Annotated in this window: 21 protein-coding genes; 9 read left to right on the plus strand and 12 right to left on the minus strand. The window is 72.6% G+C overall.

What is annotated here, in order from left to right; translation table 11 throughout:
* Positions 1 to 37 precede the first annotated feature (37 nt).
* From ACFVHO_RS07765 to ACFVHO_RS07775, 3 genes are all read right to left on the minus strand, one after another.
* Positions 38 to 715: an ABC transporter permease gene (locus tag ACFVHO_RS07765; protein WP_385711283.1), complete on the minus strand. Its 678-nt coding sequence runs from the start codon at positions 713 to 715 to the stop codon at positions 38 to 40.
* Positions 712 to 1,392 (minus strand): ABC transporter permease, encoded by a 681-nt coding sequence (locus ACFVHO_RS07770; protein WP_385711285.1) that lies wholly within the window; start codon positions 1,390 to 1,392, stop codon positions 712 to 714. Before ACFVHO_RS07770 ends, ACFVHO_RS07765 begins: the two co-directional genes overlap by 4 nt.
* Before the next feature lie 145 nt (positions 1,393 to 1,537).
* Complete coding sequence (locus tag ACFVHO_RS07775; RefSeq protein ID WP_385711286.1) at positions 1,538 to 1,903, minus strand: cupin domain-containing protein; 366 nt, start codon at positions 1,901 to 1,903, stop codon at positions 1,538 to 1,540.
* Positions 1,904 to 2,086: 183 nt separating this feature from the next.
* Between ACFVHO_RS07775 and ACFVHO_RS07780 the strand changes: the two genes are divergently transcribed.
* The 7 genes from ACFVHO_RS07780 to ACFVHO_RS07810 all read left to right on the plus strand — a co-directional run bounded on the left by ACFVHO_RS07780 (position 2,087) and on the right by ACFVHO_RS07810 (position 11,683).
* Complete coding sequence (locus tag ACFVHO_RS07780) at positions 2,087 to 3,103, plus strand: peptidyl-alpha-hydroxyglycine alpha-amidating lyase family protein (RefSeq protein ID WP_385711288.1); 1,017 nt, start codon at positions 2,087 to 2,089, stop codon at positions 3,101 to 3,103.
* A 54-nt stretch (positions 3,104 to 3,157) separates the two neighbouring features.
* Complete coding sequence (locus tag ACFVHO_RS07785; RefSeq protein WP_385711290.1) at positions 3,158 to 4,192, plus strand: LacI family DNA-binding transcriptional regulator; 1,035 nt, start codon at positions 3,158 to 3,160, stop codon at positions 4,190 to 4,192.
* A 194-nt stretch (positions 4,193 to 4,386) separates the two neighbouring features.
* The gene (locus ACFVHO_RS07790; RefSeq protein WP_385711292.1) at positions 4,387 to 5,823 is read left to right on the plus strand and encodes an extracellular solute-binding protein; all 1,437 of its coding nucleotides are present in this window, start codon (positions 4,387 to 4,389) and stop codon (positions 5,821 to 5,823) included.
* 9 nt (positions 5,824 to 5,832) lie between these two features.
* Positions 5,833 to 6,789, plus strand: coding sequence for a carbohydrate ABC transporter permease (locus ACFVHO_RS07795; RefSeq protein ID WP_385711294.1), 957 nt, complete (start codon positions 5,833 to 5,835; stop codon positions 6,787 to 6,789).
* 11 nt (positions 6,790 to 6,800) lie between these two features.
* Positions 6,801 to 7,676: a carbohydrate ABC transporter permease gene (locus tag ACFVHO_RS07800; protein ID WP_385711296.1), complete on the plus strand. Its 876-nt coding sequence runs from the start codon at positions 6,801 to 6,803 to the stop codon at positions 7,674 to 7,676.
* A gap of 123 nt (positions 7,677 to 7,799) precedes the next feature.
* Positions 7,800 to 9,413 carry a glycoside hydrolase family 13 protein gene (locus ACFVHO_RS07805; RefSeq protein ID WP_385711298.1) on the plus strand — a complete coding sequence of 538 codons (1,614 nt, stop codon included), beginning with the start codon at positions 7,800 to 7,802 and terminating at the stop codon, positions 9,411 to 9,413.
* Positions 9,414 to 9,460: 47 nt separating this feature from the next.
* Complete coding sequence (locus ACFVHO_RS07810) at positions 9,461 to 11,683, plus strand: discoidin domain-containing protein (RefSeq protein ID WP_385711300.1); 2,223 nt, start codon at positions 9,461 to 9,463, stop codon at positions 11,681 to 11,683.
* Positions 11,684 to 11,726: 43 nt separating this feature from the next.
* Here the strand turns inward: ACFVHO_RS07810 and ACFVHO_RS07815 are convergent, their stop codons facing one another.
* On the minus strand, positions 11,727 to 12,224 hold the full coding sequence (locus ACFVHO_RS07815) for a hypothetical protein (protein WP_385711301.1): 498 nt from the start codon (positions 12,222 to 12,224) through the stop codon (positions 11,727 to 11,729).
* A 232-nt stretch (positions 12,225 to 12,456) separates the two neighbouring features.
* A complete protein-coding gene (locus ACFVHO_RS07820) occupies positions 12,457 to 13,455 on the minus strand; it encodes a helix-turn-helix domain-containing protein (protein WP_385711303.1) in 999 nt (332 codons plus the stop codon).
* 113 nt (positions 13,456 to 13,568) lie between these two features.
* Here ACFVHO_RS07820 and ACFVHO_RS07825 point away from each other — a divergent pair, with 113 nt between their 5' ends.
* Positions 13,569 to 14,360: an NAD(P)H-dependent oxidoreductase gene (locus ACFVHO_RS07825; RefSeq protein ID WP_385711305.1), complete on the plus strand. Its 792-nt coding sequence runs from the start codon at positions 13,569 to 13,571 to the stop codon at positions 14,358 to 14,360.
* Here ACFVHO_RS07825 and ACFVHO_RS07830 read toward each other — a convergent pair.
* On the minus strand, positions 14,353 to 15,168 hold the full coding sequence (locus tag ACFVHO_RS07830; RefSeq protein ID WP_385711307.1) for a class I SAM-dependent methyltransferase: 816 nt from the start codon (positions 15,166 to 15,168) through the stop codon (positions 14,353 to 14,355). The two genes, ACFVHO_RS07825 and ACFVHO_RS07830, sit on opposite strands and share 8 nt — an antisense overlap.
* Before the next feature lie 75 nt (positions 15,169 to 15,243).
* Here ACFVHO_RS07830 and ACFVHO_RS07835 point away from each other — a divergent pair, with 75 nt between their 5' ends.
* Positions 15,244 to 15,837, plus strand: a complete 594-nt coding sequence (locus ACFVHO_RS07835; protein WP_385711309.1) for a TetR family transcriptional regulator — start codon at positions 15,244 to 15,246, stop codon at positions 15,835 to 15,837.
* A gap of 24 nt (positions 15,838 to 15,861) precedes the next feature.
* Here the strand turns inward: ACFVHO_RS07835 and ACFVHO_RS07840 are convergent, their stop codons facing one another.
* The 6 genes from ACFVHO_RS07840 to ACFVHO_RS07865 form a co-directional block, all read right to left on the minus strand.
* A complete protein-coding gene (locus ACFVHO_RS07840) occupies positions 15,862 to 17,154 on the minus strand; it encodes an aminotransferase class I/II-fold pyridoxal phosphate-dependent enzyme (protein ID WP_385711311.1) in 1,293 nt (430 codons plus the stop codon).
* A 237-nt stretch (positions 17,155 to 17,391) separates the two neighbouring features.
* Positions 17,392 to 18,642, minus strand: a complete 1,251-nt coding sequence (locus ACFVHO_RS07845) for a serine hydrolase domain-containing protein (RefSeq protein ID WP_385711313.1) — start codon at positions 18,640 to 18,642, stop codon at positions 17,392 to 17,394.
* Positions 18,639 to 20,195, minus strand: a complete 1,557-nt coding sequence (locus ACFVHO_RS07850; RefSeq protein WP_385711315.1) for an alpha/beta hydrolase — start codon at positions 20,193 to 20,195, stop codon at positions 18,639 to 18,641. The genes ACFVHO_RS07845 and ACFVHO_RS07850 overlap by 4 nt, the downstream gene beginning before the upstream one ends.
* 163 nt (positions 20,196 to 20,358) lie before the next feature.
* Positions 20,359 to 21,120: a GAF domain-containing protein gene (locus ACFVHO_RS07855; protein WP_385711317.1), complete on the minus strand. Its 762-nt coding sequence runs from the start codon at positions 21,118 to 21,120 to the stop codon at positions 20,359 to 20,361.
* 190 nt (positions 21,121 to 21,310) lie between these two features.
* Complete coding sequence (locus tag ACFVHO_RS07860; protein ID WP_385711319.1) at positions 21,311 to 22,522, minus strand: GDSL-type esterase/lipase family protein; 1,212 nt, start codon at positions 22,520 to 22,522, stop codon at positions 21,311 to 21,313.
* Between the two features lie 66 nt (positions 22,523 to 22,588).
* Positions 22,589 to 23,164: a TetR/AcrR family transcriptional regulator gene (locus ACFVHO_RS07865; protein ID WP_385711320.1), complete on the minus strand. Its 576-nt coding sequence runs from the start codon at positions 23,162 to 23,164 to the stop codon at positions 22,589 to 22,591.
* Between the last annotated feature and the right edge of the window lie 152 nt (positions 23,165 to 23,316).

The raw sequence follows: 23,316 nt of genomic DNA on the forward strand, positions 1-23,316 counted from the left end.
CGCCCGTTCCTCCACCACACCGTGCGCGTCACCCCGCTCACCCCTTCCCCGTCTTCCGCGCCCACCCGGGCGCCAGCCGCTCGACGGCCTCGAAGACGCCCTCGACCAGGAGGGCGAACACGGCGACGAGCACCGCGCCCGCCACCACCTGTGGCGTGCTGGCCAGGTTGAAGCCCGCCGTGATGATGCGGCCGAGCCCGCCGCCGCCCGCGAGCGCGGCGATGGTCGCGGTGGCGACGAGCTGGACGGCGGCGATGCGTACGCCGCTCATGATCAGGGGAAGGGCGAGCGGCGCCTCGACCCGCCAGAGCATCTGCCGTCCTGTCATGCCCATGCCGCGCGCGGCCTGGACGACGCTGCGGTCGACGCCGCGCATGCCGACGTAGGCGTTGGTGAGCAGCGGCGGCACGGCGAACAGGACGAGGGCGACGACGGTGGGGCCCTCGCCCCACTTGCCGAGCGGGGTGAGGAGGAGCAGGACGAGGACCGCGAAGGTCGGTACGGCGCGCCCGACGTTGGAGATGTTCACGGCGAGCGCGCCGCCCCTGCCGAGGTGGCCGAGGACGAGGGCGACGGGCAGGGCGATGAGGCAGCTGATCAGCAGGCAGACGACGGTGAGGACGAGGTGCTGGGTGAGCCGGTGCCAGATGCCGTCGTCGCCCGCCCAGTGCGCGGAGTCGGTGAGCCAGTCCCAGGCGTCGGTGAGGGTGTTCATGCGCGGGCCGCCCTCGTCCAGGGCGTGAGGAGGCGCTGTACGCCGAGCAGCAGCAGGTCGGCGAGGACGGCGATGACCACGCAGAGCACGGAGGCGGTGAGGACCTGGGCCTTGAAGTAGGTGTTCATCCCGGAGTAGATGAGGTTGCCGAGTCCGCCGAAGCCGACGATCGCGCCGACGGTGACGAGGGAGACCGCCGAGACGGTGGCGATGCGCAGGCCGGCCATGGCGGCGGGCAGCGCGAGCGGCAGTTCGACGGTCAGGAGCAGGCGGATCGGGCCGTAGCCCATGCCGCGGGCGGCCTGGCGGGTGTCCTCCGGTACGGCGCGCAGGCCCGCGAGGATGTTCCGGACGAGCAGCGTCAGCGAGTACAGGACGAGCCCGGCGACGACCAGCGTGGAGGACAGGCCGTACACCGGCAGGAGCAGCGAGAACATCGCAAGGGACGGGATCGTGTAGAGGACCGTGGTGAGCGCGAGCACCGGTCCTGCGGCCAGGCCCCAGCGCCGGGAGACGACGGCCAGCGGCAGGGCGATGACGAGGGCGATCAGGACGGAGACCGCGGTGAGCTCCAGGTGCTGGAGCACGGCGTCGACCAGGATCTCGCGGCGGGTGCTCAGATACTCACCGCAGATCCACTCGTTGCGCGCGAGGCAGTCGTCCGGGGGCGCGGTCACCTGTCCATTCCAGCGGGCCGCGCCGGGGGCGGCATGTCCTGGTGGACCGTCCGGGGGCGGGGTGCCGCGCGGGCAGGGCAAGCGGTCCGTCGACGGCGACGTCGCTCAGCGCCGCAGGCCGACCGACCTCGGCGGCAGGCCGCTCCTACTCGTCCGCCGCCTTCGCGTACTCCTGCGCCATGCCTCCCGCGAAGTCGAACACCACGACGGGTTCCTCACCCACGACCCAGGCATCGTGTCCCGGCGGACAGACGAACACATCGCCCGGTCCGACTTCGGTCTCGCCGCCGTCGTCCATGCGCACGTGCATCCGCCCCTCGACGACATAGCCGTTGTGGTGAATCAGGCAGCTCGCGGTTCCCGCGATCGGCCCCACGGACTCGGACCAGCGCCAGCCGGGCTCGAAGGTGCCCACGGCGAAATCCAGACCGGTGAGATGGACGGCTTCGAGGTGACCGTGCGGGAAGTCACGCCGCTCATCAGGCTTTTCGACCGCCTTGACCTCGATCATGATGACTTCCTCCGCTCTGGTCAGGCCACACTCTCGGGCCGGTTGTCGCCGCGGCGGCTCCCCGACCGACGCCGTCACCGTCGACCGGCCCTTACACTCCATCGTCCGCCTGTCAACCTGGGGGCGCCACCTGGGGGACCGCCCCGCACGACTGATCCGGAACCGCTCGTCCTGGGAGGACCCGTGACCGTCGGACCCGCGACCGCTGAGACCGTCTACGAACCCGTGCCGTACTGGGCCAGGATCCCGCACGGGATCTGGCTCAAGGAGGCCACGTCCGTCGCCGTGGACTCCGAGGACCGGGTCTACGTCTTCAACCGCGGCAACATGCCCGTCCTCGTCCTCGACCGGGACGGGAACGTCGTCGACATGTGGGGCAACGACACCCCGTTCGCGGGGACCGAGTTGTTCGAGGACCCGTACGGCAACACGATGCCGCGCTGGAAGGGCTGCCGGTTCCTGCGCGCCCATGCCGTCACCGTCGACCACGAGGACCACCTGTGGTTCGTGGACGACGTCGGCAACCGCGTCACCAAGACCGACCGCAAGGGCAACACGCTTCTGACCCTCGGCACCGGCCGCCCGGCGCCCTTCCAGAGCGGCGAGCCCTTCAACCGCCCCACCGACGTGGCGATATCGCCCCGGACCGGCGACGTCTTCGTGTCCGACGGCTACGGCAACTCGCGCGTCCACCGCTACGACGCGGCGGGCAACCACCTGCTGTCCTGGGGCGGCCCGGGCACCGACGAGGGCCGGTTCAGCCTGCCGCACGGGCTCGCCCTGTTCGGCCCCGACGCGGTGATCGTCTGCGACCGCGAGAACCACCGCGTCCAGGTGTTCTCCCTCGACGGCGGGTTCCGCGCGTCCTGGCACGCCCACAAGGCGGTCGCCGTCTGCGCGGGCCGGGGCGCCGACACGAACGTGTACGTGGCCGAGCAGGGGCCGCCGCCGGTGCAGCGGGGCGTGCCGGGCCTCGGCCACAAGATCCAGATCTATGACCGCGCGGGGCGGCTCGTCACCCGGTTCGGCGCCGAACTGCCCGGCGAGGCCCCGGACCAGTTCAACTGGCTGCACAGCGTCGCGGTGGACTCCGAGGGCAGTGTGTATGCGGCGGAGGTGTCGTACGTGGAGGTCGGCAGCAAGCTGACGCCGCCTCGGGAGCTGGTGAGCCTGCGCAAGTGGCGGCGGGTACGGGGCTGAACGACCGTCGCCCGAACGCAAACAGACTGCAATTCTTGCGCTAATCTTGCGTTCATGACGCGACGACTTGCTCAGGTGGCGCAGAAGGTCGGGGTCAGCGAGGCCACGGTCAGCCGGGTGCTGAACAACAAGCCGGGGGTCTCGGAGGCCACCCGGCAGGCGGTCCTGTCCGCGCTCGACGTGCTCGGCTACGAACGGCCGACCCAGCTGCGCGGGGAGCGCGCCCGCCTGGTGGGGCTCGTCCTGCCGGAGCTGCAGAACCCGATCTTCCCGGCGTTCGCCGAGGTCATCGGCGGCTCCCTCGCCCAGCAGGGGCTCACCCCGGTGCTGTGCACGCAGACCAAGGGCGGCGTCTCGGAGGCGGACTACGTGGAACTGCTGCTCCAGCAGCAGGTGTCGGGCGTCGTCTTCGCGGGCGGCCTGTACGCGCAGGCCGACGCGCCGCACGACCACTACCAGCGGCTCGCCGCGCGCAACATCCCGGTGGTCCTGGTGAACGCGGCCATCGAGCACCTGGGCTTCCCCGCCGTGTCGTGCGACGACGCCGTGGCCGTCGAGCAGGCCTGGCGCCACCTGGTCTCGCTCGGCCACGAACGCATCGGCCTGGTGCTCGGCCCCGCCGACCACATGCCCTCGCAGCGCAAGCTGGCCGCGGCCCGCGCGCTGGCCGAGGCGGCGGGCGGGCGGCTGCCGGAGGAGCGGGTGGCGCGGGCGATGTTCTCGCTGGAGGGCGGCCAGGCCGCGGCGGCCCGGCTGCTCGACTCCGGGGTCACCGGCATCGTCTGCGCCAGCGACCCGCTCGCGCTCGGCGCCGTCCGGGCGGCCCGCCGCCGGGGTCTGGTGGTGCCGCGCGACGTGTCGGTGGTCGGCTTCGACGACTCGGCGTTCATGAACTGCACCGAGCCGCCGCTCACCACGGTCCGCCAGCCGATCGAGGCCATGGGGCGTGCGGCGGTCGAACTGCTCACTCTCCAGATCGCGGGCAGCGCGGTCCCGTCGGGGGAGCTGCTCTTCGAGCCGGAGCTGGTGGTGCGGGGCTCCACGGCACAGGTGGCGAGGGCGGCCGGCAGCGGCACGGGCGGTGCGTGACCGGCCGCGGCTCGGACGCCAACGGGAGACAACGCGCGGCAGTCGAATATTTTCAATTTTCGCGCGAGATATTGCGGCCTCGTGTCGGCGGTGCTTGAGTGAGCGCCGCCGCACAGCTCTCCGCTGTGGGCTTCCCCAGCTCCCGCCATGCCCTGCCCGCACGGGCGGTGGCGCTGCCCCAGAGGGGTCCACCGATGAGAAGCACCGGGATACGCCGACCACGCGTGAGCCGCACCCGCCGCACCCGCCGCACCACCACGGTCGCACTCGCCACCACGCTCGCCTTCACCGCGCTCGCCGCCTGCGGCACCAGCAGCAGCGACGACGGCGGTGACGGCGGCAACGCCGCGAACGCGGCCGACGCGGCCGCCCCGCTGGACCCGAGGACCAAGGTCACGCTCACCATCGACTGCATGCCGCCGGCCGCGGAGAAGGCCGAGCTCAAGCAGTGGAAGGAGGACGTGAAGGCATTCAACGCCACGTACCCGAACGTCACGATCAAGGGCAAGCAGACCGATCCGTGCCTGGAGCCGCCCCGGTTCACGGCGATGCTGAAGGCCAAGTCCCAGCCGGACGTGTTCTACACGTACTTCACCGACCTCCAGCAGGTCCTCGACAACGACGGCGCCACCGACATCAGCGCCTACGTCAACGACAAGTCGGTGCCCGCGCTCGGCGACATGGACCCCGACGTCCTGAACGTGCTGAAGAAGGACGGCAAGCTCTACGGCCTGCCCTACAGCAACTACACGATGGGCCTGCTGATCAACCGCCCGCTCTTCGAGAAGGCCGGCCTCGACCCCGACAAGCCGCCCACCACCTGGCCGCAGGTGCGGGCTGCGGCCAAGAAGATCGCCGCGCTCGGTGACGGCGTCGCCGGGTTCGGCGAGTACAGCGCGGGCAACAACGGCGGCTGGCACTTCACCGCCACGACCTACGGCCTCGGCGGCAGCATCGTCGACGCGGACGGCACCAAGGCAGCGTTCAACGACGCCACCGGCAAGCGGATCCTCGACAACCTCAAGGCCATGCGCTGGGACGACGACAGCATGGGCAAGACGCAGCTCCTGAAGTGGGGCGACCTGCAGAAGCAGATGGCGTCGGGGAAGCTCGGCATGTTCCTCGCCGCCCCCGACGACATCACGTACATGGTGCAGAACCTCGGCGCGAAGTACGCGGACTACGGGATGGCACCGATCCCCGGACAGCGCGCGACGCTGTTCGGCGGCAACGACTACATGATCAAGAAGGGCATCTCGGCCGACAAGGTCAAGGCCGCCGTCGCCTGGATCAACTTCAAGTTCCTCACCCCCGGCAAGGGCCAGTTCGACTGGGCCCGCACCAAGGCGGACGGTCTGCCCGTGGGCCTGCCGCAGCCCAACTTCTGGACCGGCGCGGCCAAGACCGCCGACGACAAGGCCCGCGCCACCAGCTCCACCATGCCCGTGGCGAACTTCAAGGCGTTCACCGCGAACCCCGTCCAGGGCAAGCCCGAGCCGCCCAAGGCGCAGGAGATCTACAAGGTCCTGGACACCGCCATGTCGGCCGTCCTCACCAACGAGGACGCCGACACGGGCAAGCTGCTCGACACCGCGGAGCGCCAGGTCGACCAGATCCTGGCGAACCAGTAGGGGGACACCGTGTCGGCCCCCACCCTGTCCGAACAGAAGGCCCCGCCGCCCGTCCCGAGCCCCGGCACCATCCGCTCCCCGCACCGACGCGCCGCGTTCCGGCAGGCGTTGAAGCGCAACCTCACCGCCCACGGCTTCCTCATCGGCGCCGTGCTCTGCTTCTCGTTCTTCTCCTGGTACCCGATGGTCAGGGAGTTCTTCCTGGCCTTCGAGAAGCGGGAGGACGGCGAGACCGTCTGGGCGGGATGGTCGAACTTCACGTACATCTTCAACGATCCCGCGTTCTGGCAGGCCTGGCGCAACACGCTCCTGTTCACCGGGCTCGCGCTGCTCCTCGGCTTCGTGGTGCCGTTCGTGGTCGCCCTGGTGCTCAATGAGTTCCGGCACGGCCGGGGTTATCTGCGGCTGCTCGTGTATCTGCCGGTGATGCTGCCGCCGGTCGCCTCGGTGCTGCTCTTCAAGTACTTCTACGACCCCGGATACGGCCTGTTCAACCGGATGCTCGGCGCGGTCGGCCTGCCGGAGCAGCAGTGGCTGCAGTCCACCGACACCGCGATGCTGTCCGTGGTCATCGCCGCGACGTGGATGAACATGGGCGGCGCGACCCTGATCTATCTGGCCGCGCTCCAGGGCATCCCGGGCGAGCTGTACGAGGCCGCCGAGCTGGACGGCGCGGGGATCCTCCGCAAGATCTGGCACGTCACGATCCCGCAGACCCGCCTCGTGCTCTCGCTGATGCTGCTCATGCAGATCATCGCCACCATGCAGGTCTTCGTGGAGCCGTTCCTGCTCACCGGCGGCGCGGGCCCCGAGGGCGCGACGCTGACCGTCGTCCAGCTCATCTACCAGTACGCGTTCACCTTCAACAACTACGGCAGCGCGGCCGCGCTCGGTCTGGTGCTGCTCGTCCTGCTGGCCGTGTTCTCGGCGGCGTACGTCCGGCTGAGCCGCGCGAGCGAGGAGTGAGGGAGACCCCGATGACGACACGCACGCTGATCTCCCCCGCCCAACTGGCCCGTCCGCGCGGCAAGTTCCTCTACTGGACGGCCTTCGCCCTGGTCCTGGTGGTCTTCACCCTGGTCTTCATCGGGCCGCTCTACTGGATGGTGACCAGCGGCCTGAAGTCCCCGCAGGAGTTCACGCGCACCCCGCCCACCCTCGTGCCCGAGGACGCCCACCCCGGCAACTACGCGGACGCCTGGGGCGTGATGGACCTCGCGAAGCTCCTCGGCAACACCTTGTACTACGCGCTCGGGGCGCTCGCCTTTCAGCTCGTCTTCGACGTGGCGGCGGCCTACTCGCTGTCGAAGCTGCGGCCGGTGCTCGGCAACGTGATCCTCGCAGCGATGCTGGTCACCCTGATGATCCCGGCGACCGTCCTCGTCGTACCGCAGTACCTGACCGTCCTCGACGTGCCGATCGTCGAGCGGAACCTCGTCAACTCGCCCTGGGTGATCTGGCTGCCGTCCGTCACCAACGCCTTCAACATCTTCCTGCTCAAGCGGTTCTTCGACTCGATCCCGCGCGAGCTGCTCGACGCCGCCGCCATCGACGGGGCCTCACCGCTGCGCACCCTGCGCTCGGTGGTCCTCCCGATCTCCCGGCCGATCCTCGGCGTCGTGTCCATCTTCGCGGTGGTCGGGGTCTGGAAGGACTTCCTCTGGCCCATGCTCACACTGCCCGACCCGGGCAAGCAGACGATCAACGTCGGGATCTACTCGCTCGCCGCCAGCGTCACCGAGAACTGGCTGCTCGCGGCCCTGGTCATCGCCTCCCTGCCGACCCTCGTGATCTTCCTGGTGTGCCAGCGCCACATCATGAGCGGCCTCACCGCGGGCAGCCTCAAGGGCTGACCCGCCCGGCCGCCTCCCCGCCGCCCCCCCCACCGAGCGCACCGAGCACTCCGCCGCCGGCCCTCCTTCTCCCAGCCCCGCCCGGACCGGCGGCGGGGTCCCCTGCCCGAAAGGACCGTCACCGTGGCAGCCACGCGACCGAACTCCCCCGACGCCGACTGGTGGCGCTCCGCCGTCATCTACCAGGTGTACGTACGCAGCTTCGCGGACGGCGACGGCGACGGCACCGGGGACCTGGCGGGGGTGCGCGCCAGGCTGCCGTACCTGGCCGAACTCGGCGTGGACGCGCTGTGGTTCAACCCCTGGTACCTCTCGCCGATGGTCGACGGCGGCTACGACGTGGCCGACTACCGCGTGATCGACCCGGCGTTCGGCACGGTCGCCGAGGCCGAGAAGCTGATCGCCGAGGCACGTGCGCTCGGCCTGCGGACCATCGTCGACATCGTCCCCAACCACGTCTCCGACCAGCACGTCTGGTTCCGGGCGGCGCTCGCGGCGGGCCCCGGGAGCCCCGAGCGCGAGCTGTTCCACTTCCGCCCGGGCCGCGGCGCGCACGGCGAACTGCCGCCCAACGACTGGCCCTCGCAGTTCGCCGCGACCGCCTCCACCTGGACCCGCGTCGCGGACGGCGAGTGGTACCTGCATCTGTTCGCGCCCGAGCAGCCCGACCTCAACTGGGCGCATCCGGCGGTCCGTCAGGAACACGAGGACGTGCTGCGGTTCTGGCTGGAGCGCGGCGTGGCGGGCGTACGGATCGACTCCGCGGCGCTGCCCGCCAAGGATCCCGCGCTGCCCGACTTCGTCGAGGGCCGGGACCCGCACCCGTTCCTCGACCGCGACGAACTGCACGACATCTACCGCTCTTGGCGGGCCGTCGCCGACGAGTACGGGGCGGTCTTCGTGGGCGAGGTGTGGCTGCCGGACTCCGAGCGCTTCGCCCGCTATCTGCGCCCCGACGAGCTGCACACCGCGTTCAACCTGTCCTTCCTGAGCTGCCCCTGGGACGCGGCGCGCCTGCGGACGTCCATCGCGGAGACCCTCGCCGAGCACGCCCCGGTCGGCGCGCCCGCGACCTGGGTGCTGTGCAACCACGACGTGACGCGCACGGCGACCCGCTACGGCCGCGCGGACACCGGCTTCGACTTCGCCACGAAGGCCTTCGGCACCCCGACCGACCTGGGCCTCGGCACCCGCAGGGCACGGGCCGCGGCGCTCCTTTCGCTCGCCCTGCCGGGTTCGGTGTACGTCTACCAGGGCGAGGAGCTCGGCCTGCCCGAGTGCGAGATCCCGCCGGGGCGCATCCAGGACCCGATGCACTTCCGGTCGGGCGGCGGCGATCCGGGCCGCGACGGGTGCCGGGTGCCGCTGCCGTGGGTGGCGGGCGCGCCGCACGCGGGTTTCGGGTCCGTGGCGGAGCCCTGGCTTCCGCAGCCCGCCGACTGGGCGGCGTACGCGGCCGACCGGCAGTCCGGCGACCCGGCGTCGATGCTCGCCCTGTACCGCGCGGCGCTGCGGATCCGGCGCGCCGAACCCGGCTTCGGGGACGGCCCGCTGACCTGGCTGCCCGCCCCCGACGGGGTCCTCTCGTTCGCGCGCGGCGACGGCCTGGTCTGCGTGGTGAACTTCGCCGCCGCGCCCTGCGCACCGCCCGCCCACACCAGCCTCCTGCTGGCCAGCGGCCCCCTGGACGACGAGGGGCGGCTCCCGCAGGACACGGCGGCCTGGCTGCGGGTCTGACCCGTGGCGGGGCCGCCGCCCCCCACCCCATCGGAGAGAGGTATGTCATGCGCACCTCATGCTCGGTCTTAGGGCGCTCCCCCGCCCGAAGAGCTGTACCGCTCGGCGCCACGCTCGCTCTCGCGGCGGGCCTGCTCACCGCGCTCGCTCCGGCCGCGCAGGCAGCGGACGACGGCTCGCGCGCCAAGGCGGCCGCCGCGGGCGCCACCGTCCCCTTCACGTCCGTCGAGGCGGAGAGCGCCACGTCGAACGGCACCAGGATCGGCCCCGACCACACGCAGGGCACGGTCGCCTCCGAGTCCTCGGGGCGGCAGGCGGTCCGGCTCTCGGCGGGCCAGCACGTCGAGTTCACCCTGCCGGGCGCGGCGAACGCGCTGAACGTCGCGTACAGCGTGCCCGACGGCCAGTCGGGGTCCCTCGCGGTGTACGTCAACGGCGTCAAGCTCGACAAGCCGCTCGCCGTGACGTCGAAGTACAGCTATGTCGACACGCCCTGGATCCAGGGGTCCAAGACCCACCACCTCCTGGACAACGCGCGGCTGCGGTTCGGCCGGGACGCGGGCGCGGGCGACAAGGTCCGCCTGGAGGCGACCGGCACCCAAGTGACCGTGGACGTCGCCGACTTCGAGCAGGTCGCCGCCGCGGGCACCAAGCCCTCCGGGGCGGTCTCGGTGACCGACAAGGGCGCCGACCCCTCCGGCCAGGGCGACTCCACGCAGGCCTTCCGCGAGGCCATCGCCGCCGCGAGGGGCGGCACGGTGTGGATCCCGCCGGGCGAGTTCAAGCTCACCCAGTCCCTCGGCAACGTCGACGACGTGCGGATCAGGGGCGCGGGCGCCTGGCACTCCGTCGTCCGCAGCTCCCGCTTCATCGACCAGTCGAGCGCCCCGACCGGCAAGGTCGGCCTGCACGACTTCGCGGTGATCGGTGAGGTCACCGAGCGCGTCGACAGCAACCCGGACAACTTCGTGAACGGCTCGCTCGGCCCGGACTCGGCCGTGTCCGGGATGTGGTTGCAGCATCTCAAGGTCGGCATGTGGCTGATGGGCAACAACGACAACCTGGTCGTCGAGAAGAACCGCTTCCTCGACATGACCGCCGACGGCCTCAACCTCAACGGCACCGCGCGCGGCGTGCAGGTCCGCGACAATTTCCTGCGCAACACGGGGGACGACGCGCTCGCCATGTGGTCGCTCAACACCACCAACAGCGACTCGGCGTTCGTCGGCAACACCGTCTCGCAGCCCAACCTCGCCAACGGCATCGCGATCTACGGCGGCCGGAACATCACCGTCAAGGACAACCTGGTCCTCGACACCAACGCCCTCGGCAGCGGCATCGCCATCTCCAACCAGAAGTTCCTCGAACCGTTCTTCCCGCTCGCCGGGACCATCACGGTGTCCGGCAACAGCCTGGTGCGCACGGGCGCGATGAACCCCAACTGGAACCATCCCATGGGCGCGCTGCGCGTCGACGCCTACGACAGCGCCATCGAGGCGACCGTCGACATCACCGACACCACGATCACCGACAGCCCCTGGAGCGCCTACGAGTTCGTCTCCGGCGGCGGCACCGGCAAGGCCGTGCGGAACGTGACCGTCGCCAGGTCGACGGTGACCAGGGTCGGCACGGTCGTCGTGCAGGCGGAGACGCCGGGCGCGGTGCGGATGAGTGACGTCAAGGCCACGTCGGTGGGTGCGGCGGGCGTCTACAACTGCCCCTACCCGTCCGGCTCGGGCAGCTTCACGCTCACCGACGGCGGCGGCAACTCCGGCTGGGACAGCGTCTGGGACGACTGCTCGACCTGGCCGCAGCCCGGCGGCGGCAACCCCGACCCCGACCCGAAGCGCAACCTCGCCAGGTCCCGCCCCGCCACGGCGACCGGCTCCACCGACGTCCACACCCCCGGCAGGGCGGTCGACGGTGACGCGGCGACGTACTGGGAGTCCACGAACCACGCCTTTCCGCAGGCCATCACGGTCGACCTCGGCAAGGCGGAGCCGGTGCGCAGGCTGGTCCTGAAGCTGCCGCCGCCCGCGGCCTGGGAGGCGAGGACCCAGACCCTGTCCGTCCAGGGCAGCGCCGACGGCTCCGGCTACGGCACCCTGGTCGCCTCGAAGGCGTACCGCTTCGACCCGGCGACCGGCAACACGGTCACGATCGACATCCCTGCGTCGGCGCCGAACGTCCGGCAGCTGCGCCTGCACGTCACCGCCAACACGGGGTGGCCCGCCGCGCAGTTCGGTGAGGTGGAGGCGTACTTGAGCTGAACCCCGCCGAGCGCGGCCCCGCGGGTGCGACCCCGCGGGGCCGCTACGGGGTCCGCCGGGACGCCAGCGCCTCGGCGATCCCGGCCCGGGTGTGCCGGGGGCCGACCACCACGTACACGGTCCGCCCGTCGCGTGCCCGCACCACGGAGACCGCTCCCCGGGTGCCGGAGACACGGCGGTGTTCCTTGGGGTCGTACTCGATGACCATGGCTCGCTTCCCGCACGACAACTGGGCGAAGGGAGCGCCGTACTCGCCGTGCGAGAAGGAGCCCAGGCTGTAGGGCCCGCCGGGCAGCTCCGGGCTGCCGTCCCCCTCGCCCTCGGCCCCGGCTCCATCCCCGCCTTCGTCCTCGGCCTCGTCGTCCGGCCATCCGGTCGTCAGGCCGGAGACGCCCGCCTTCGAGCCGGTGGCGAGGAGGCCGCAGGCCGTGGGTTCGACGTAGGCGACGATCCGGTCGCGTCCGAGCCGGACCTCCGCGACGGGCCGCCTCTTGACCTCGTGCGTGCCGACGTCCAACTCCTCGTCGACGTCTCCGCTCACGGGGATCTCCGGGAGCTGCCGCAGCGGGGCGGACTGTGCCCGGCGCGAGGACGGTCCGTCCCCGTCCTGCCCTTCCCACCTACAGGCCACGGCCGTCAACGACACCGCGAGAACGACGGTCACAGCCGTCCGGAAAGATCGAATCACCGGCGCGACCCTACCGTGCCGGTCTTTGACCTGCGCATTAGCCCGTCCGACGGCACATCACCGCCTCCCCTGGAGGCCCCGGGGGCTACCGCGCGTCGCCGCGCCCCGCCACATCCCGCGCGAGACCGGCCAGCGCCGCCGCCTCCTCGCTGCCCTCGTCCGCGCTGAACACATGCACCACGAGGCCCGTCTCGCCGGGCTCGGCCGGGACGTGCAGGGTCTCGAAGTCGAGGGTGAGGAGCCCGGCCCGCGCGTGGCGCAGCCGCTTGCGGCCCGCCGTGCACATCACGACCTCGCCGGTGCCCCAGATACGGCGGAAGTCGGCGCTCCGCTCGGACAGTTCGGAGATGAGGGCGGCGAGTTCCGTGTCGTCGGGGTAGCGCCCGGCGGCGACGCGGAGCTGGCCCACGGCCTCGGCCGCGCGGTCCTCCCACTCGGGGTGCACGGTGTGGGAGGCGGGGTCGAGGAAGAGGAACCTGGCGTTGTTCGGGTCCCGGCGGTCCGGGTCGCCGAGGCCGCCGACGAGTTCGGCGCCGAGGGCGTTCCAGGCCACCACGTCGAGGCGGTGGTTCGTGGCGAACACCGGGAAGTGGGTGAGGGAGTCGAGGACGCGCTGGAGCAGCGGGCTGACCCTGGCCCTGGGCGCGGGCCCGCGCCGGGCCCCGGCGAGGGTGTCGAGGTGCTTGCGCTCCGCCGTGTCGAGTCCGAGCGCCGTGGCGAGCGCGTCGAGGACCTCGGGCGAGGGCTGGGTGGCCCGGCCCTGTTCGAGACGTACGTAGTAGTCGACGCTGATCCCGGCGAGCTGGGCCAACTCCTCGCGGCGCAGCCCCCGGACCCGTCGGCGGCGGCCTCCGGAGATCCCGACGTGCTCCGGCGCGACCCTCCCCCGGCGGGCCCGCAGGAAGCCGCCGAGCGCCCGCTCCGCGTCACCGACCCCGTCGATCCCGTCCAGACCGGCCCGCCCCTGACCTGCGGCACTCCCGGCGCTCCCGGCGCCCGCGGCACGCCCGGCGCCCACGCCGGGCCCCGCTTCGCCGCCGTCGACTTCCGCATCACCGCGGACGCGTTCCCCCACCCTGTTCATGCGATCAAGTATGCGCGCCGCGCCCCAAAGTGGTCCTGCCAGTACCAGGACAGCGAATCCGCTGGTTGAACAGGGTTCTGGCTGCCCCGCCGCGCCCGGGGCACCGTAGCCTCATGAACGCGATCACGCCGTCCTCGCCGCAGAACATCCTCATCGTCAGCGCCCACCCGGAGGGCGACTCGCTCAACGCCGCCCTCACCGACTTCGCGGTCGGCCATCTGCGCGCCGCGGGTCATGAGGTGCGGGTCTCCGACCTGTACGCGATGAAGTGGAAGGCGACCGTCGACGCCGACGACTTCCCCGACCTCGCCGCCGACGAGCGACTGCACGTGATGGCGGCCTCCGAGGAGGCCACGCTCGCGGGGCGGCTCTCGGCGGACGTCGCGGCCGAGCAGGAGAAGGTGCGCTGGGCGGACGCCGTCATCCTGCAGTTCCCGATGTGGTGGTTCAGCCCTCCGGCCATCCTCAAGGGCTGGATCGACCGGGTGTTCACCGCCGGGTTCGGCTACGGCCCGAAGGTGCCCCCGCCCTACAGCGAGGGTCCCCTGGCGGGACGGCGCGCGCTGGTGTCGGTGACCGCCGGGGCGCGGGCGACGTCGTTCTCCGACCGGGGCATCCACGGCCGTCTCGCGGACGTGCTCTACCCGGTGCAGCACGGCCTGTTCTGGTTCACCGGCATGGCGCCGGTCGAACCGTTCGCGGTGTACGGCGCGAACGACCTGCCCGCCGAGCGCTTCGAGGCCGCCAAGCAGGAGTACGCGCGCCGCCTCGACGGCCTCTTCACGGACGAGCCGGTGCCGTTCCGCTCCCTGGTGGGCGGCGACTACGACCACGACATGCGCCTCCTTCCGGGCGTGGAGGCGCCGGGGACCACGGGCCTCGACCTGCACGTGCGGCCTAGCTGAGCCGCGCGGTGACCGCCACCGTGGCGTAGCCCATCGTGAAGCCGCCGCCGCGCGCGTCGATGACGGCGCCGACGCCGCGGAGCAGTTCCGCCAGTGTGGCCGGGGGCAGTCGGCCGGTGGCGCCGTGCGTGGGCAGTTGGTCGAGCCACTGCTCGCGGGTGTACTCCCGCTCCCAGTCGAAGCGCCACCGCTGCGGGGCGTCGAACACGGCCGCCCGCCGCATTCCGTCGGCCGCCTTCGCGGACAGCGGGTCGTACGCGTCGAGCGGGACGCTCGCCCAGGGGTTGAGGGGCGCGTCGGGCAGCACCCGCCGGTGCACGTCGGCGAAGGCCTCGCGGACGTCCCCGGCGAGCACGAACGCGTTCCAGAACACGGTGAGCCGACCGCCAGGACGCAGCACCCGTGCCGCGCCCGCCGCCCCGGCGACCGCGTCCACCCAGTGCCAGGCCTGGGCGGAGACCACCGCGTCGAAGGTCCGCCCGGCCGCGTCCCAGGTCTCGAACGCCGCCACCTCGGTCTCGACGCCGGACGCCCGCGCCACGTCGGCCATCCGCGGGTCGACGTCCACGCCGAGCACCCGGCAGCCCGCCGCCCGGAACTGCCGCGCGGCGATGCCGGTGCCGGTGCCCACGTCGAGGACATCCGTTCCGGGGCTCTCGGCGACGACCCGATCGACAAGGGCCTGGGGGTAGCCGGGCCGGGCCCGGTCGTAGCGCCCGGCGTCCGTGCCGAACGACTCGGCCGTGGCCCGGTCCTGATGGGGCTCGCCGCCGGTGTGGGCGGCACCTGACGACGGTAGAGTGGGCATGCGCCCACTCTGGTGGGCATGTGCCCACTCGTCAAGGGACGGCGGGCGGGATCATGGTGCGGCCAAGGAGGAACGTTGCCGACTGGGGTGGCTCTGCGCGATCCGCGCGAACAGCTCTTCGACGCCGCCGAGCGCATCCTGCTCCGGGCCGGGCCCAGCGCGCTGACCAGCCGGGCGGTGACCACGGAGGCGGGCTGCGCCAAGGGCGTCCTGCACCGGCACTTCGCCGACTTCGACGCCTTCCTCGCCGAGCTCGTCCTCGACCGCGCCGCCCGGGTCGACGCGCGCGCCGCCGACCTGCGCGCGGCCGCCGGGAGCGGCACCGTCGCCGGCCACCTCGCCGCCGCGCTGACGGACCTGTTCGACTCGGTCGCCGTGGCGGTCGTCGGCCTCGTCACCTCCCGGGACGAACTCCGCGCCCGGCTGCGCCGGACCCTGCCGACGGGGATCCCGGTCCTGACCCAGGCGGCGGCGATGATCGCCTCCTACCTCGCCGCCGAGCGCGACCTGGGCCGCGTCGCGGCGGACGCCGACATCGACGCGCTCGCCCCGACGCTGATCGGCGCGGCACACCTGCTGTTCGCCGACCGCACGGGGCCCGCGCCGGAGGCGATGGCCGTGCACAAGGTCGTGGCGACGGTCATGGCCGGAGCCGTCGTGGTGCCGTGAGAGAGCGCCGCCGCGGGACGGCGCTCACGCGGCGGCGTCGGCGACCAGCTTCTCGTATCCGACGAGGCGTACGCAGACGGCGACCCCACGGATGATCTGCTCGACCTCCGCCAGGTCCGGGTAGCTGGGGCTGACGCGGATGACGCTGTCCGTGGGGTCCTGTCCGTACGGGTGCGTGGCGCCCGCGGGCGTCAGGGCGATGCCCGCCTCCTTGGCGCGGCGCACCACTTCGCGGGCGCAGCCGTCGGGGACGTTCAGAACGATGAAGTAGCCGCCCTCGGGCGTGGACCAGGTGGCGAGGCCGGTGTCTCCGAGCTCCTCGGCGAAGCCGCGCAGGACGGCGTCGAACTTGGGGCGCAGCAGCGCGCGGTGCTCACGCATGTGGGCGCGCACGCCGTCGGCGTCGCGCAGGAACAGCGCGTGGCGGAGCTGGTTGATCTTGTCGGGGCCGATGGAGCGCTTGGCGTTGCGGCCGCGCAGCCAGGCGACGTTGGCCGGGGACGAGCCGAAGAAGGCGACGCCCGCCCCGGCCAGGGTGATCTTCGAGGTGGAGCCGAAGACGAACGCCCGGTCCGGGTGACCGGCCTCGGCGCAGGCGGCGAGGACGTCGGCGACCTCGGTCTCCTCGTCGGTGAGGTGGTGCACCGCGTAGGCGTTGTCCCAGAAGATCCGGAAGTCCGGTGCGGCGGTCGGCATCGAGGCGAGCCCGCGCACGACCTCGTCGCTGTAGACGGTGCCGTCGGGGTTGCTGTACTTGGGCACGCACCAGATGCCCTTGATCGCGGGGTCGGCGGCCACGAGGCGCTCCACCTCGGCGAGGTCGGGGCCCTCGGCGGTCATCGGGACGGGGATCATGTCGATGCCGTAGCGCTCGCACAGCGCGAAGTGCCGGTCGTAGCCGGGGACCGGGCAGAGGAAGGCGATCCGCTCCTCGTCGGCCCAGCGCCGGGACGCGCCGGGCAGGGTGCCGAGGAGGGCGTGGATCAGACAGTCGTGCATCAGCTCCAGGCTGGAGTTGCCGACGGCGAGGAGCTGGTCGACCGGCGTCTGGAGGAATCCGCTGAAGATCTCGCGCAGTTCGCGCAGTCCGTCGGGGCTGCCGTAGTTGCGGCAGTCGGTCCCGTCGGCCGCGGTGTACCGGTCGCCGGGCAGGCTGAGCAGGTCCGCGGCGAGGTCGAGCTGCCGGGGCGAGGGCTTGCCGCGCGTCAGATCGAGGGCGAGCCCCTGGCCGAGGAGGTCGGCGTAGTCGCGCCGGGCCTCCTCCAGGCGTACGGCCGGGGGGACGGAGTCGGCGGGCATCTGCGCGGACGTGGTCATGCGGACTTCTTCCTCGGGGACTGTCGTACGGCATCCGGAGCACCAGGGGGCCCACGGGCCGACAGGGTCAGTGGGCGGCGGAGGAAACCGTTCTCCGCCAGCGGCACCGCGTGGGCGCCGCCCGTGGTCCCTTCCATGATGGCCCCTGTCCGGCGTGCACGAACTCCCGTTCCAAGGACCGGACGGCCCGGGCGGCCCGGACCGTCGGGACCACCCGGGCGCCCCGCACCACCGCCGTCATCGCCGCAGCGCGCGGTCCACCAGCCGGAGCGCCGCCCTGGCCTGGGCGTCTCCCCGTTCGTCGGTCCGCAGGGTGAAGGCCGCGACGGTCGCGGCACGGCTGCCGTCCGCGGTGACGCCGCTCTCGGAGACGATCCCCAGGTGGGTGCCGCCGTGGAACCAGACACCCTCGTCCCCGCGCCTCGCGGCCCCCTCCCCGCCGGTCCCGCCGCCGGACCCTCCCCCTCCCGGCCGCCACGCGATGCCCAGGCCGTAGCGCACGCCGTCGGCCTGGATCCAGTCGGGAGCCGCCACGGTCTGCTTCATCGCGGCCAGTTGGGGTCGGCGCAGCAGTCGGCCGCCGAGCAGGGCGCGCAGGAACACGACCAGGTCGTGGGTGGTGCTGATGATGCCGCCGTCCGCGCCGCCGCCGGTGGCGAGGGAGGTGTCGGTCAGCCGGGTGCTGCCGGGGAACTGGGTGTACGCGGTCGCGGTCGGCTGCGGTACGTACGCGGAGGTGCCGGGGACGAGGGTGTTCCTGAGGCCGAGCGGAGCGATGACGCGTTCGTGGATCTCCTGGGCCCAGGGGTGTCCTGTGACCTTCTCGACGACGAGGCCCAGGAGCACGTAGTTGGTGTTGGAGTAGCCCCAGCGCTGTTCGCGCGCCGGGGCGGCGGGGTCCGGCAGCCACAGCGGCGGGCGGCTCACGGCGGCGGCCACCTGCTCGCGGGCCGGGGTGACCCGGAAGCGTCCCTTGAGGTAGCCCTCGGGCGTGAAGTCGTCCGCGCCGCCCCCGACGGCGACGTAGTCGTTGAGGCCGCTGGTCTGGCGGAGCAGGTGGGCGAGGGTGATCCTGCGGCCGTCGTTGCCGTGGCCGTCGACGAGGCCCGGCAGCCAGCGGTCGACGGTGTCGTCCAGGTCGAGCCGTCCCTCACCGGCCAGTTGCAGGACGACGGTGGCGGTGAAGGGCTTGGTGTCGCTGCCGATGCGGTAGTACGCGTTCCAGGGCACCGGCCGGTCCCCCGTCAGGTCCGCCGTGCCGGCCCGTGCGGTGCTGCGGCCGCCCGCGCCCTGCACCTCGGCGAGCACGCCGGTGGTCCCGGTCGCGCGGATCGCGTCGACGTCGGCCTGGAGAGAGTCGCGGCCCTGGGGCGCGGCGGGGCGCGCGGCGGCACGGCCGGTGCCGGTGCCCGCGATGACGGCCGTGGCGGCGGACACGACGGCGACCATGCCGCCGCGCCTGCTGAACACGGGTCCGTGGGCGCTCATCGGGCCGCTCCCCCGGGTGCGCAGGTGATGTCGCGGGCGGGGAGGGTGCCGTCACGGAGGTAGTCGTTGACGGCATCGTCGGCGCACGGGACGGGCCGGTGTCCCTCGGTGCCGCGCCCGTACACGCCGTGGGAGCGGATGTCGGCCGTCACCAGGCGTGATCCAGTGAGCTTGCGGTGCAGGGCGAGGGCCCCTTCGTAGGGGACGTTGTTGTCGCGGGTCGCCTGGAGCATCAGGACGGGCACGTTGTTGCGGATGGTGGTGCCCGGCTCGCGCGGCGCCGACTTCCAGAACGCGCACGGCGCGATCATGCCGTTGACCACCGGGCCGAACACGGGCTGCGTGACGCGGCTCTTCACGGTGTTGCGCCAGTACGTCTCGGGGTCCTTCGGCCAGCCCCCGGCGGGCCAGCCGCCGTCGCCGCACATGAACAGGGCGCCGCCCACCATGCTGTCGCCCAGGTCGGGCGAGTTCAGGAGCGCGAGCAGGGCGGCCAGCTCGGGACCGGGCTCGGTGAGTTTCCCCGCGGCCGCGTCGACGAGGTCGCGCACCACGGAGGCGAGCGCGGGGTCGCTCTCCTGGTGCTGGACGAGCTGGCGCAGGAGCAGCCGCATGACCGGGGCGTTCATCCGCTGCCCCGCGACCTCCACCGGTCGGCGTTCGGCCCCGTCGAGCAGCTTCTGCACGGTCGCCCGCACCTGGGCGCCGGTCCGGCCGAGCCCGTACCGGTCGTGCTGCCGGGCGGCCCAGGCGGCCCACTCGTCGAGCCCTTCCTCCAGCGGGCCGCCCGCGCGCTGGAACAGCTCGTACTGGGTGGCCGCCGGGTCGGTGGAGGAGTCGATGATCACGCGGTCGGCGCGGCGGGGGAACATCTGCGTGAAGACGGCGCCGAGGTCCGCGCCGTAGGAGACGCCGTAGTAGGAGAGCCGGGATTCGCCGAGGGCGGCCCGGATCGCGTCCATGTCCCTGGCGACGTTCCGCGTCGAGGCGTGCGGCAGCAACGCGGCGTTGTCCCCATGCTCCTGGCAGCGCCGTGCCGTGTCCCGCGCGGAGTCGACGGACGCGTCGAAGTCGGCGCGCGGCGTGGTGACGGGGCCGGGCGGGCGCGGGGGTCCGGCCGGGGCGCAACGCACCGGGCTGCTCTCGCCGAGGAACCTCGGGTCGAACCCGATCAGGTCGTACCGGTCCGCGACGTCCTTCAACGCCGGGCGGAGCGCGAGGGTGTTGGCGAGGCCGGTGCCGCCGGGACCGCCGGGGTTGGACAGCAGGATGCCGCGCCGTGCGCCCGGGGACTTGGCCTTGATCCGTGAGATCGCGATCTGGATGGTCCGCCCGCGGGGGTCGGCGTAGTCCAGCGGCACCGTCACCTTGGCGCACTGCGCGCCCGCCTCGTTCAGCTCGGTCTGCGCCGCCGAGCAGGGCCCCCAGGCCAGGTGCTGGCGCTGCGGGGCGGGGTCGTGGTCAGCCTGCTGAGGGGTGGCCGCGGCGGGCACGGCAGCCGTGAGTAGTCCGGCAAGGCCCAGGCCGAGACCGACCGTTGACGGGACGCGCATGGTGCTCCTCGTGTCGAACAAGACTGTCGTCTGTCACTCATGACGCTACGAGCGCCCGTGGCAGGGGACCATGCGGCTGCCCGGCTTCCGGACCATCGGGTGGGCGGTATTGACAGCACGCTCTCCGTGGTGCCGCCGGGTGTCGGCGTGCCGGTGGCCGCCGTCAGCAGAGGAGGTGGGCGGCGCGGGCGAGTCCTTCCAGGGCCCGGCGCTCCTCGTCCGTCCACTGTCGGGCCCGCGCGTGGTGGGTGGACACCACGCCGATCAGCGCGCCGTCCCCGGAAGTGATCGGTACCGAGACGACCGCGCCGACACCGGCCTCCTCCAGTGCGTCGAGGGCGGGGGTGCCGAGGAAGACCGGGCAGGAGGTCACCTCCTCGACGAGGACGGGTTTGCGGTCCTGCGCGGCCACGCCGCATGCGGTGTCCCGGTCGGCGACCGTCTCGAAGAAGGTCAGGAACGGGTGGTGGAAGCCTCGTTGGGCCACGATCCGCAGCACGCCGCCCGCCGGGTCGTGCACCTGGGCGTTGCCCATCGGCGCCCCGGTGATCTCGAACGCCGCCGTCAGCGCCGCCGACACCACGGAAAGGCGCAGGGCCCGGTCGCTCGCCGACAGCGGCGCTGTCGCCAGTTCCTGGACGATCCGCAGGCCGTCCGCGTCGCCGCAGCTCCGCAGGGGGCGCAGCACCGAGCTGTGGGCGCGCTCCACGGCCAGGCTGCCGCCCGCGGCGGCGGCCCGAAGGCGGGCGTCGAGGAGCAGTTCCACACCGGCCGTGCCGCAGAACGTCACCCGGCTTAGGTCGAGGAGCGTGTGGCCCTCGGGGCGCGCCACGGACCGGTGCAGCTCGCGAGCCAGGACCGGCACGGAGGCGATGTCCAGCTCACCGGCCACACGGATGATGACCCGGCCGTCCGCCCTGGCCACGCCGACCGATACGGTCCCCGACGGCTCGGACCACTCCAACGCCCCACCCCGCCCCTGTATCCGCTGACCCGCGATCCGCTCGCCCAGCCTCCACCCGTCCACGCTAGCGCCGCACCACCCGCCCCCGGCGCACTTGGCAAGGGCGGTCCACCATGGCACCGATTCGGACAGGAACAGGCAGAATCGTTTCTCAACCGCCTTCCCCGAAGGGGCCGGTGGCCGCGAACGCGTGGTCCGCGAAGCGTTCACCGATACGCCGGTGCGTCGCGGCGTCCGGGTGCAGCTCGTCGGGCAGCGGCAGTTCGGCGAAGTCGGCCTCGCCGTAGAGGTCGCGCCCGTCCAGGTAGTACAGGTGCGGGTCGTCGGCCGCGCGCCGCTCCACGATCCGGGCCAGCTCGTCGCGGATGACGCCGAGGGTCAGCTTCCCGCTCGCGCGTTCCGCCGGGTCGCCCGTGGCCAGGAAGCGCAGCCGTCCTTCGCTCAGACCGGCGAGGTCGGGGGCGCTGGGCCCGGGGGTGTCCTCGTGGATGGGGCACAGGATGGGCGAGACGACCAGGAGCGGGGTGGTGGGGTGGCCCTCACGGATGGTGTCGAGGAAGCCGTGGACGGCGGGGGCGAAGGCGCGAAGCCGCATCAGGTCGGCGTTGACCACGTTGATGCCGGTCTTGACGCTGATCAGGTCGGCGGGGGTGTCGCGCAGGGCGCGGGCGGTGAACGGGTCGAGCAGGGCGCTGCCGCCGAGGCCCAGGTTGATCAGGTCCACGTCGCCGAGTGCGGCGGCGAGGGCGGGCCAGGTGGTGGTGGGGCTGGCGGCGTCGGAGCCGTGGCTGATCGAGCTGCCGTGGTGCAGCCAGACCTTGCGGCCCCGGTCCGGCACGGGCTCGACGGGGGCGTCGGTGCGCAGCGCGACCAGCTCGGTGGTCTCGTTGTGCGGCAGCCAGATCTCGATGTCCTTCAGCCGCTCCGGCAGCCCGGCGAAGCGGAGGGTGCCGACGGGGCCCGGCCGGTGCTCGGCGCTTCCGGCCGTCATGTCGATGGTCAGGGTGTTGCCGCCGGTGACGCTGGCCTGCCGGGTCAGACGGCCGTCGACCAGCAGGTCGTACACGCCGTCCGGGCGGGGCGGCGCGCCGACGTAGACGCGCTTGGTGGGCAGCGTGTCCAGTTCGACCGCGGTGGCGCGGGTCCGCAGGACGAGGCGGACGCCCGACGGCTGGGACTCGGCCATGGCGAGCTGCCCGTCGGTGTTCTGGGCGCGGGCACGCTCGGGCAGCCGGTGCGGCAGCACGCCGTGCGCGGTGCGCTCCAGGTCGAGGGCGCCGCGCAGGAGGTCCGCGGTGATGGGGGTGGTGAGGGGCGTGGCGGGTGTGGCGGACGAGTCGGGCGAGGTGTGCGGGGTGGTCATGATTTCTCAGCCTGTTGATCGAGATTCGGGTGGGGTGGCGGGGGCACCGGGTGGGATCTGGATCGCTCAGGGCGCGGGCGCGGGCCAGTTCCGCAGCAGCGCGTCGAGGGCGTCCACGATCCGGGACCAGGACTCCTCGGTGCCGGGGGCACTGTGGCTGAAGGCTCCGGCGGCCTCCAGGCTGACGTAGCCGTGGAAGACGCTGCCGAGGAGCCGGACGGCGTGCGTCTGGTCCGGCTCCGTCAGGTCGTACCCCCGCAGGATCGCGCGCGTCATCTGGGCGTGCCGGGCTCCGGCGCTGGCGGCGGCCGCCTCCGGGTCGAGCCGGAAGCGGGCCGCGGTGTAGCGGCCGGGGTGCTCCTGCGCGTAGTCGCGGTAGACGTCGGCGAAGGCGGCCAGGGCGTCCTTGCCGGCCCGTCCGGCCAGGGCGGTGGCGCCGCGGTCGGCCAGCTCCTCCAGGGCGAGCAGGGCGATCCTGGTCTTCAGGTCGTGGGAGTTCTTCAGGTGCGAGTACAGGCTCGCGACCTTGACGTCGAACCGTCGGGCGACGGCCGAGACGGTCACCTGCTCGAAGCCGACCTCGTCGGCCAGCTCGGCACCGGCCTGTGTCAGCCGTGCCACGGTCAGCCCTGCGCGCACCATAACGCTCTCCCCTTTCAACAGAATCGATTATGCACTTACCTAAAGCTATTAGGCAAATGCCAAAGCCATCCGCCTCCCGGGCTCACGAAAAAGTCCCGGGCGGGTGGACGGCTCGCGCCATCCACCCGCACCGGACTCCGGACGATCACATG

The sequence above is a fragment of the Streptomyces sp. NPDC127108 genome (assembly GCF_042677545.1).
In the GTDB taxonomy this organism is placed as follows: domain Bacteria; phylum Actinomycetota; class Actinomycetes; order Streptomycetales; family Streptomycetaceae; genus Streptomyces.

Excerpts from the sequence above, each read along its gene's own strand:
- ACFVHO_RS07800 (WP_385711296.1), top strand. The coding sequence starts at position 6,801 with ATGACGACACGCACGCTGATCTCCCCCGCCCAACTGGCCCGTCCGCGC.
- ACFVHO_RS07775 (WP_385711286.1), bottom strand. The coding sequence starts at position 1,903 with ATGATCGAGGTCAAGGCGGTCGAAAAGCCTGATGAGCGGCGTGACTTC.
- ACFVHO_RS07785 (WP_385711290.1), top strand. The coding sequence starts at position 3,158 with ATGACGCGACGACTTGCTCAGGTGGCGCAGAAGGTCGGGGTCAGCGAG.
- ACFVHO_RS07845 (WP_385711313.1), bottom strand. The coding sequence starts at position 18,642 with ATGAGCGCCCACGGACCCGTGTTCAGCAGGCGCGGCGGCATGGTCGCC.
- ACFVHO_RS07865 (WP_385711320.1), bottom strand. The coding sequence starts at position 23,164 with ATGGTGCGCGCAGGGCTGACCGTGGCACGGCTGACACAGGCCGGTGCC.
- ACFVHO_RS07820 (WP_385711303.1), bottom strand. The coding sequence starts at position 13,455 with ATGAACAGGGTGGGGGAACGCGTCCGCGGTGATGCGGAAGTCGACGGC.
- ACFVHO_RS07765 (WP_385711283.1), bottom strand. The coding sequence starts at position 715 with ATGAACACCCTCACCGACGCCTGGGACTGGCTCACCGACTCCGCGCAC.
- ACFVHO_RS07860 (WP_385711319.1), bottom strand. The coding sequence starts at position 22,522 with ATGACCACCCCGCACACCTCGCCCGACTCGTCCGCCACACCCGCCACG.
- ACFVHO_RS07840 (WP_385711311.1), bottom strand. The coding sequence starts at position 17,154 with ATGACCACGTCCGCGCAGATGCCCGCCGACTCCGTCCCCCCGGCCGTA.
- ACFVHO_RS07850 (WP_385711315.1), bottom strand. The coding sequence starts at position 20,195 with ATGCGCGTCCCGTCAACGGTCGGTCTCGGCCTGGGCCTTGCCGGACTA.
- ACFVHO_RS07830 (WP_385711307.1), bottom strand. The coding sequence starts at position 15,168 with ATGCCCACTCTACCGTCGTCAGGTGCCGCCCACACCGGCGGCGAGCCC.
- ACFVHO_RS07810 (WP_385711300.1), top strand. The coding sequence starts at position 9,461 with ATGCGCACCTCATGCTCGGTCTTAGGGCGCTCCCCCGCCCGAAGAGCT.
- ACFVHO_RS07790 (WP_385711292.1), top strand. The coding sequence starts at position 4,387 with ATGAGAAGCACCGGGATACGCCGACCACGCGTGAGCCGCACCCGCCGC.
- ACFVHO_RS07825 (WP_385711305.1), top strand. The coding sequence starts at position 13,569 with ATGAACGCGATCACGCCGTCCTCGCCGCAGAACATCCTCATCGTCAGC.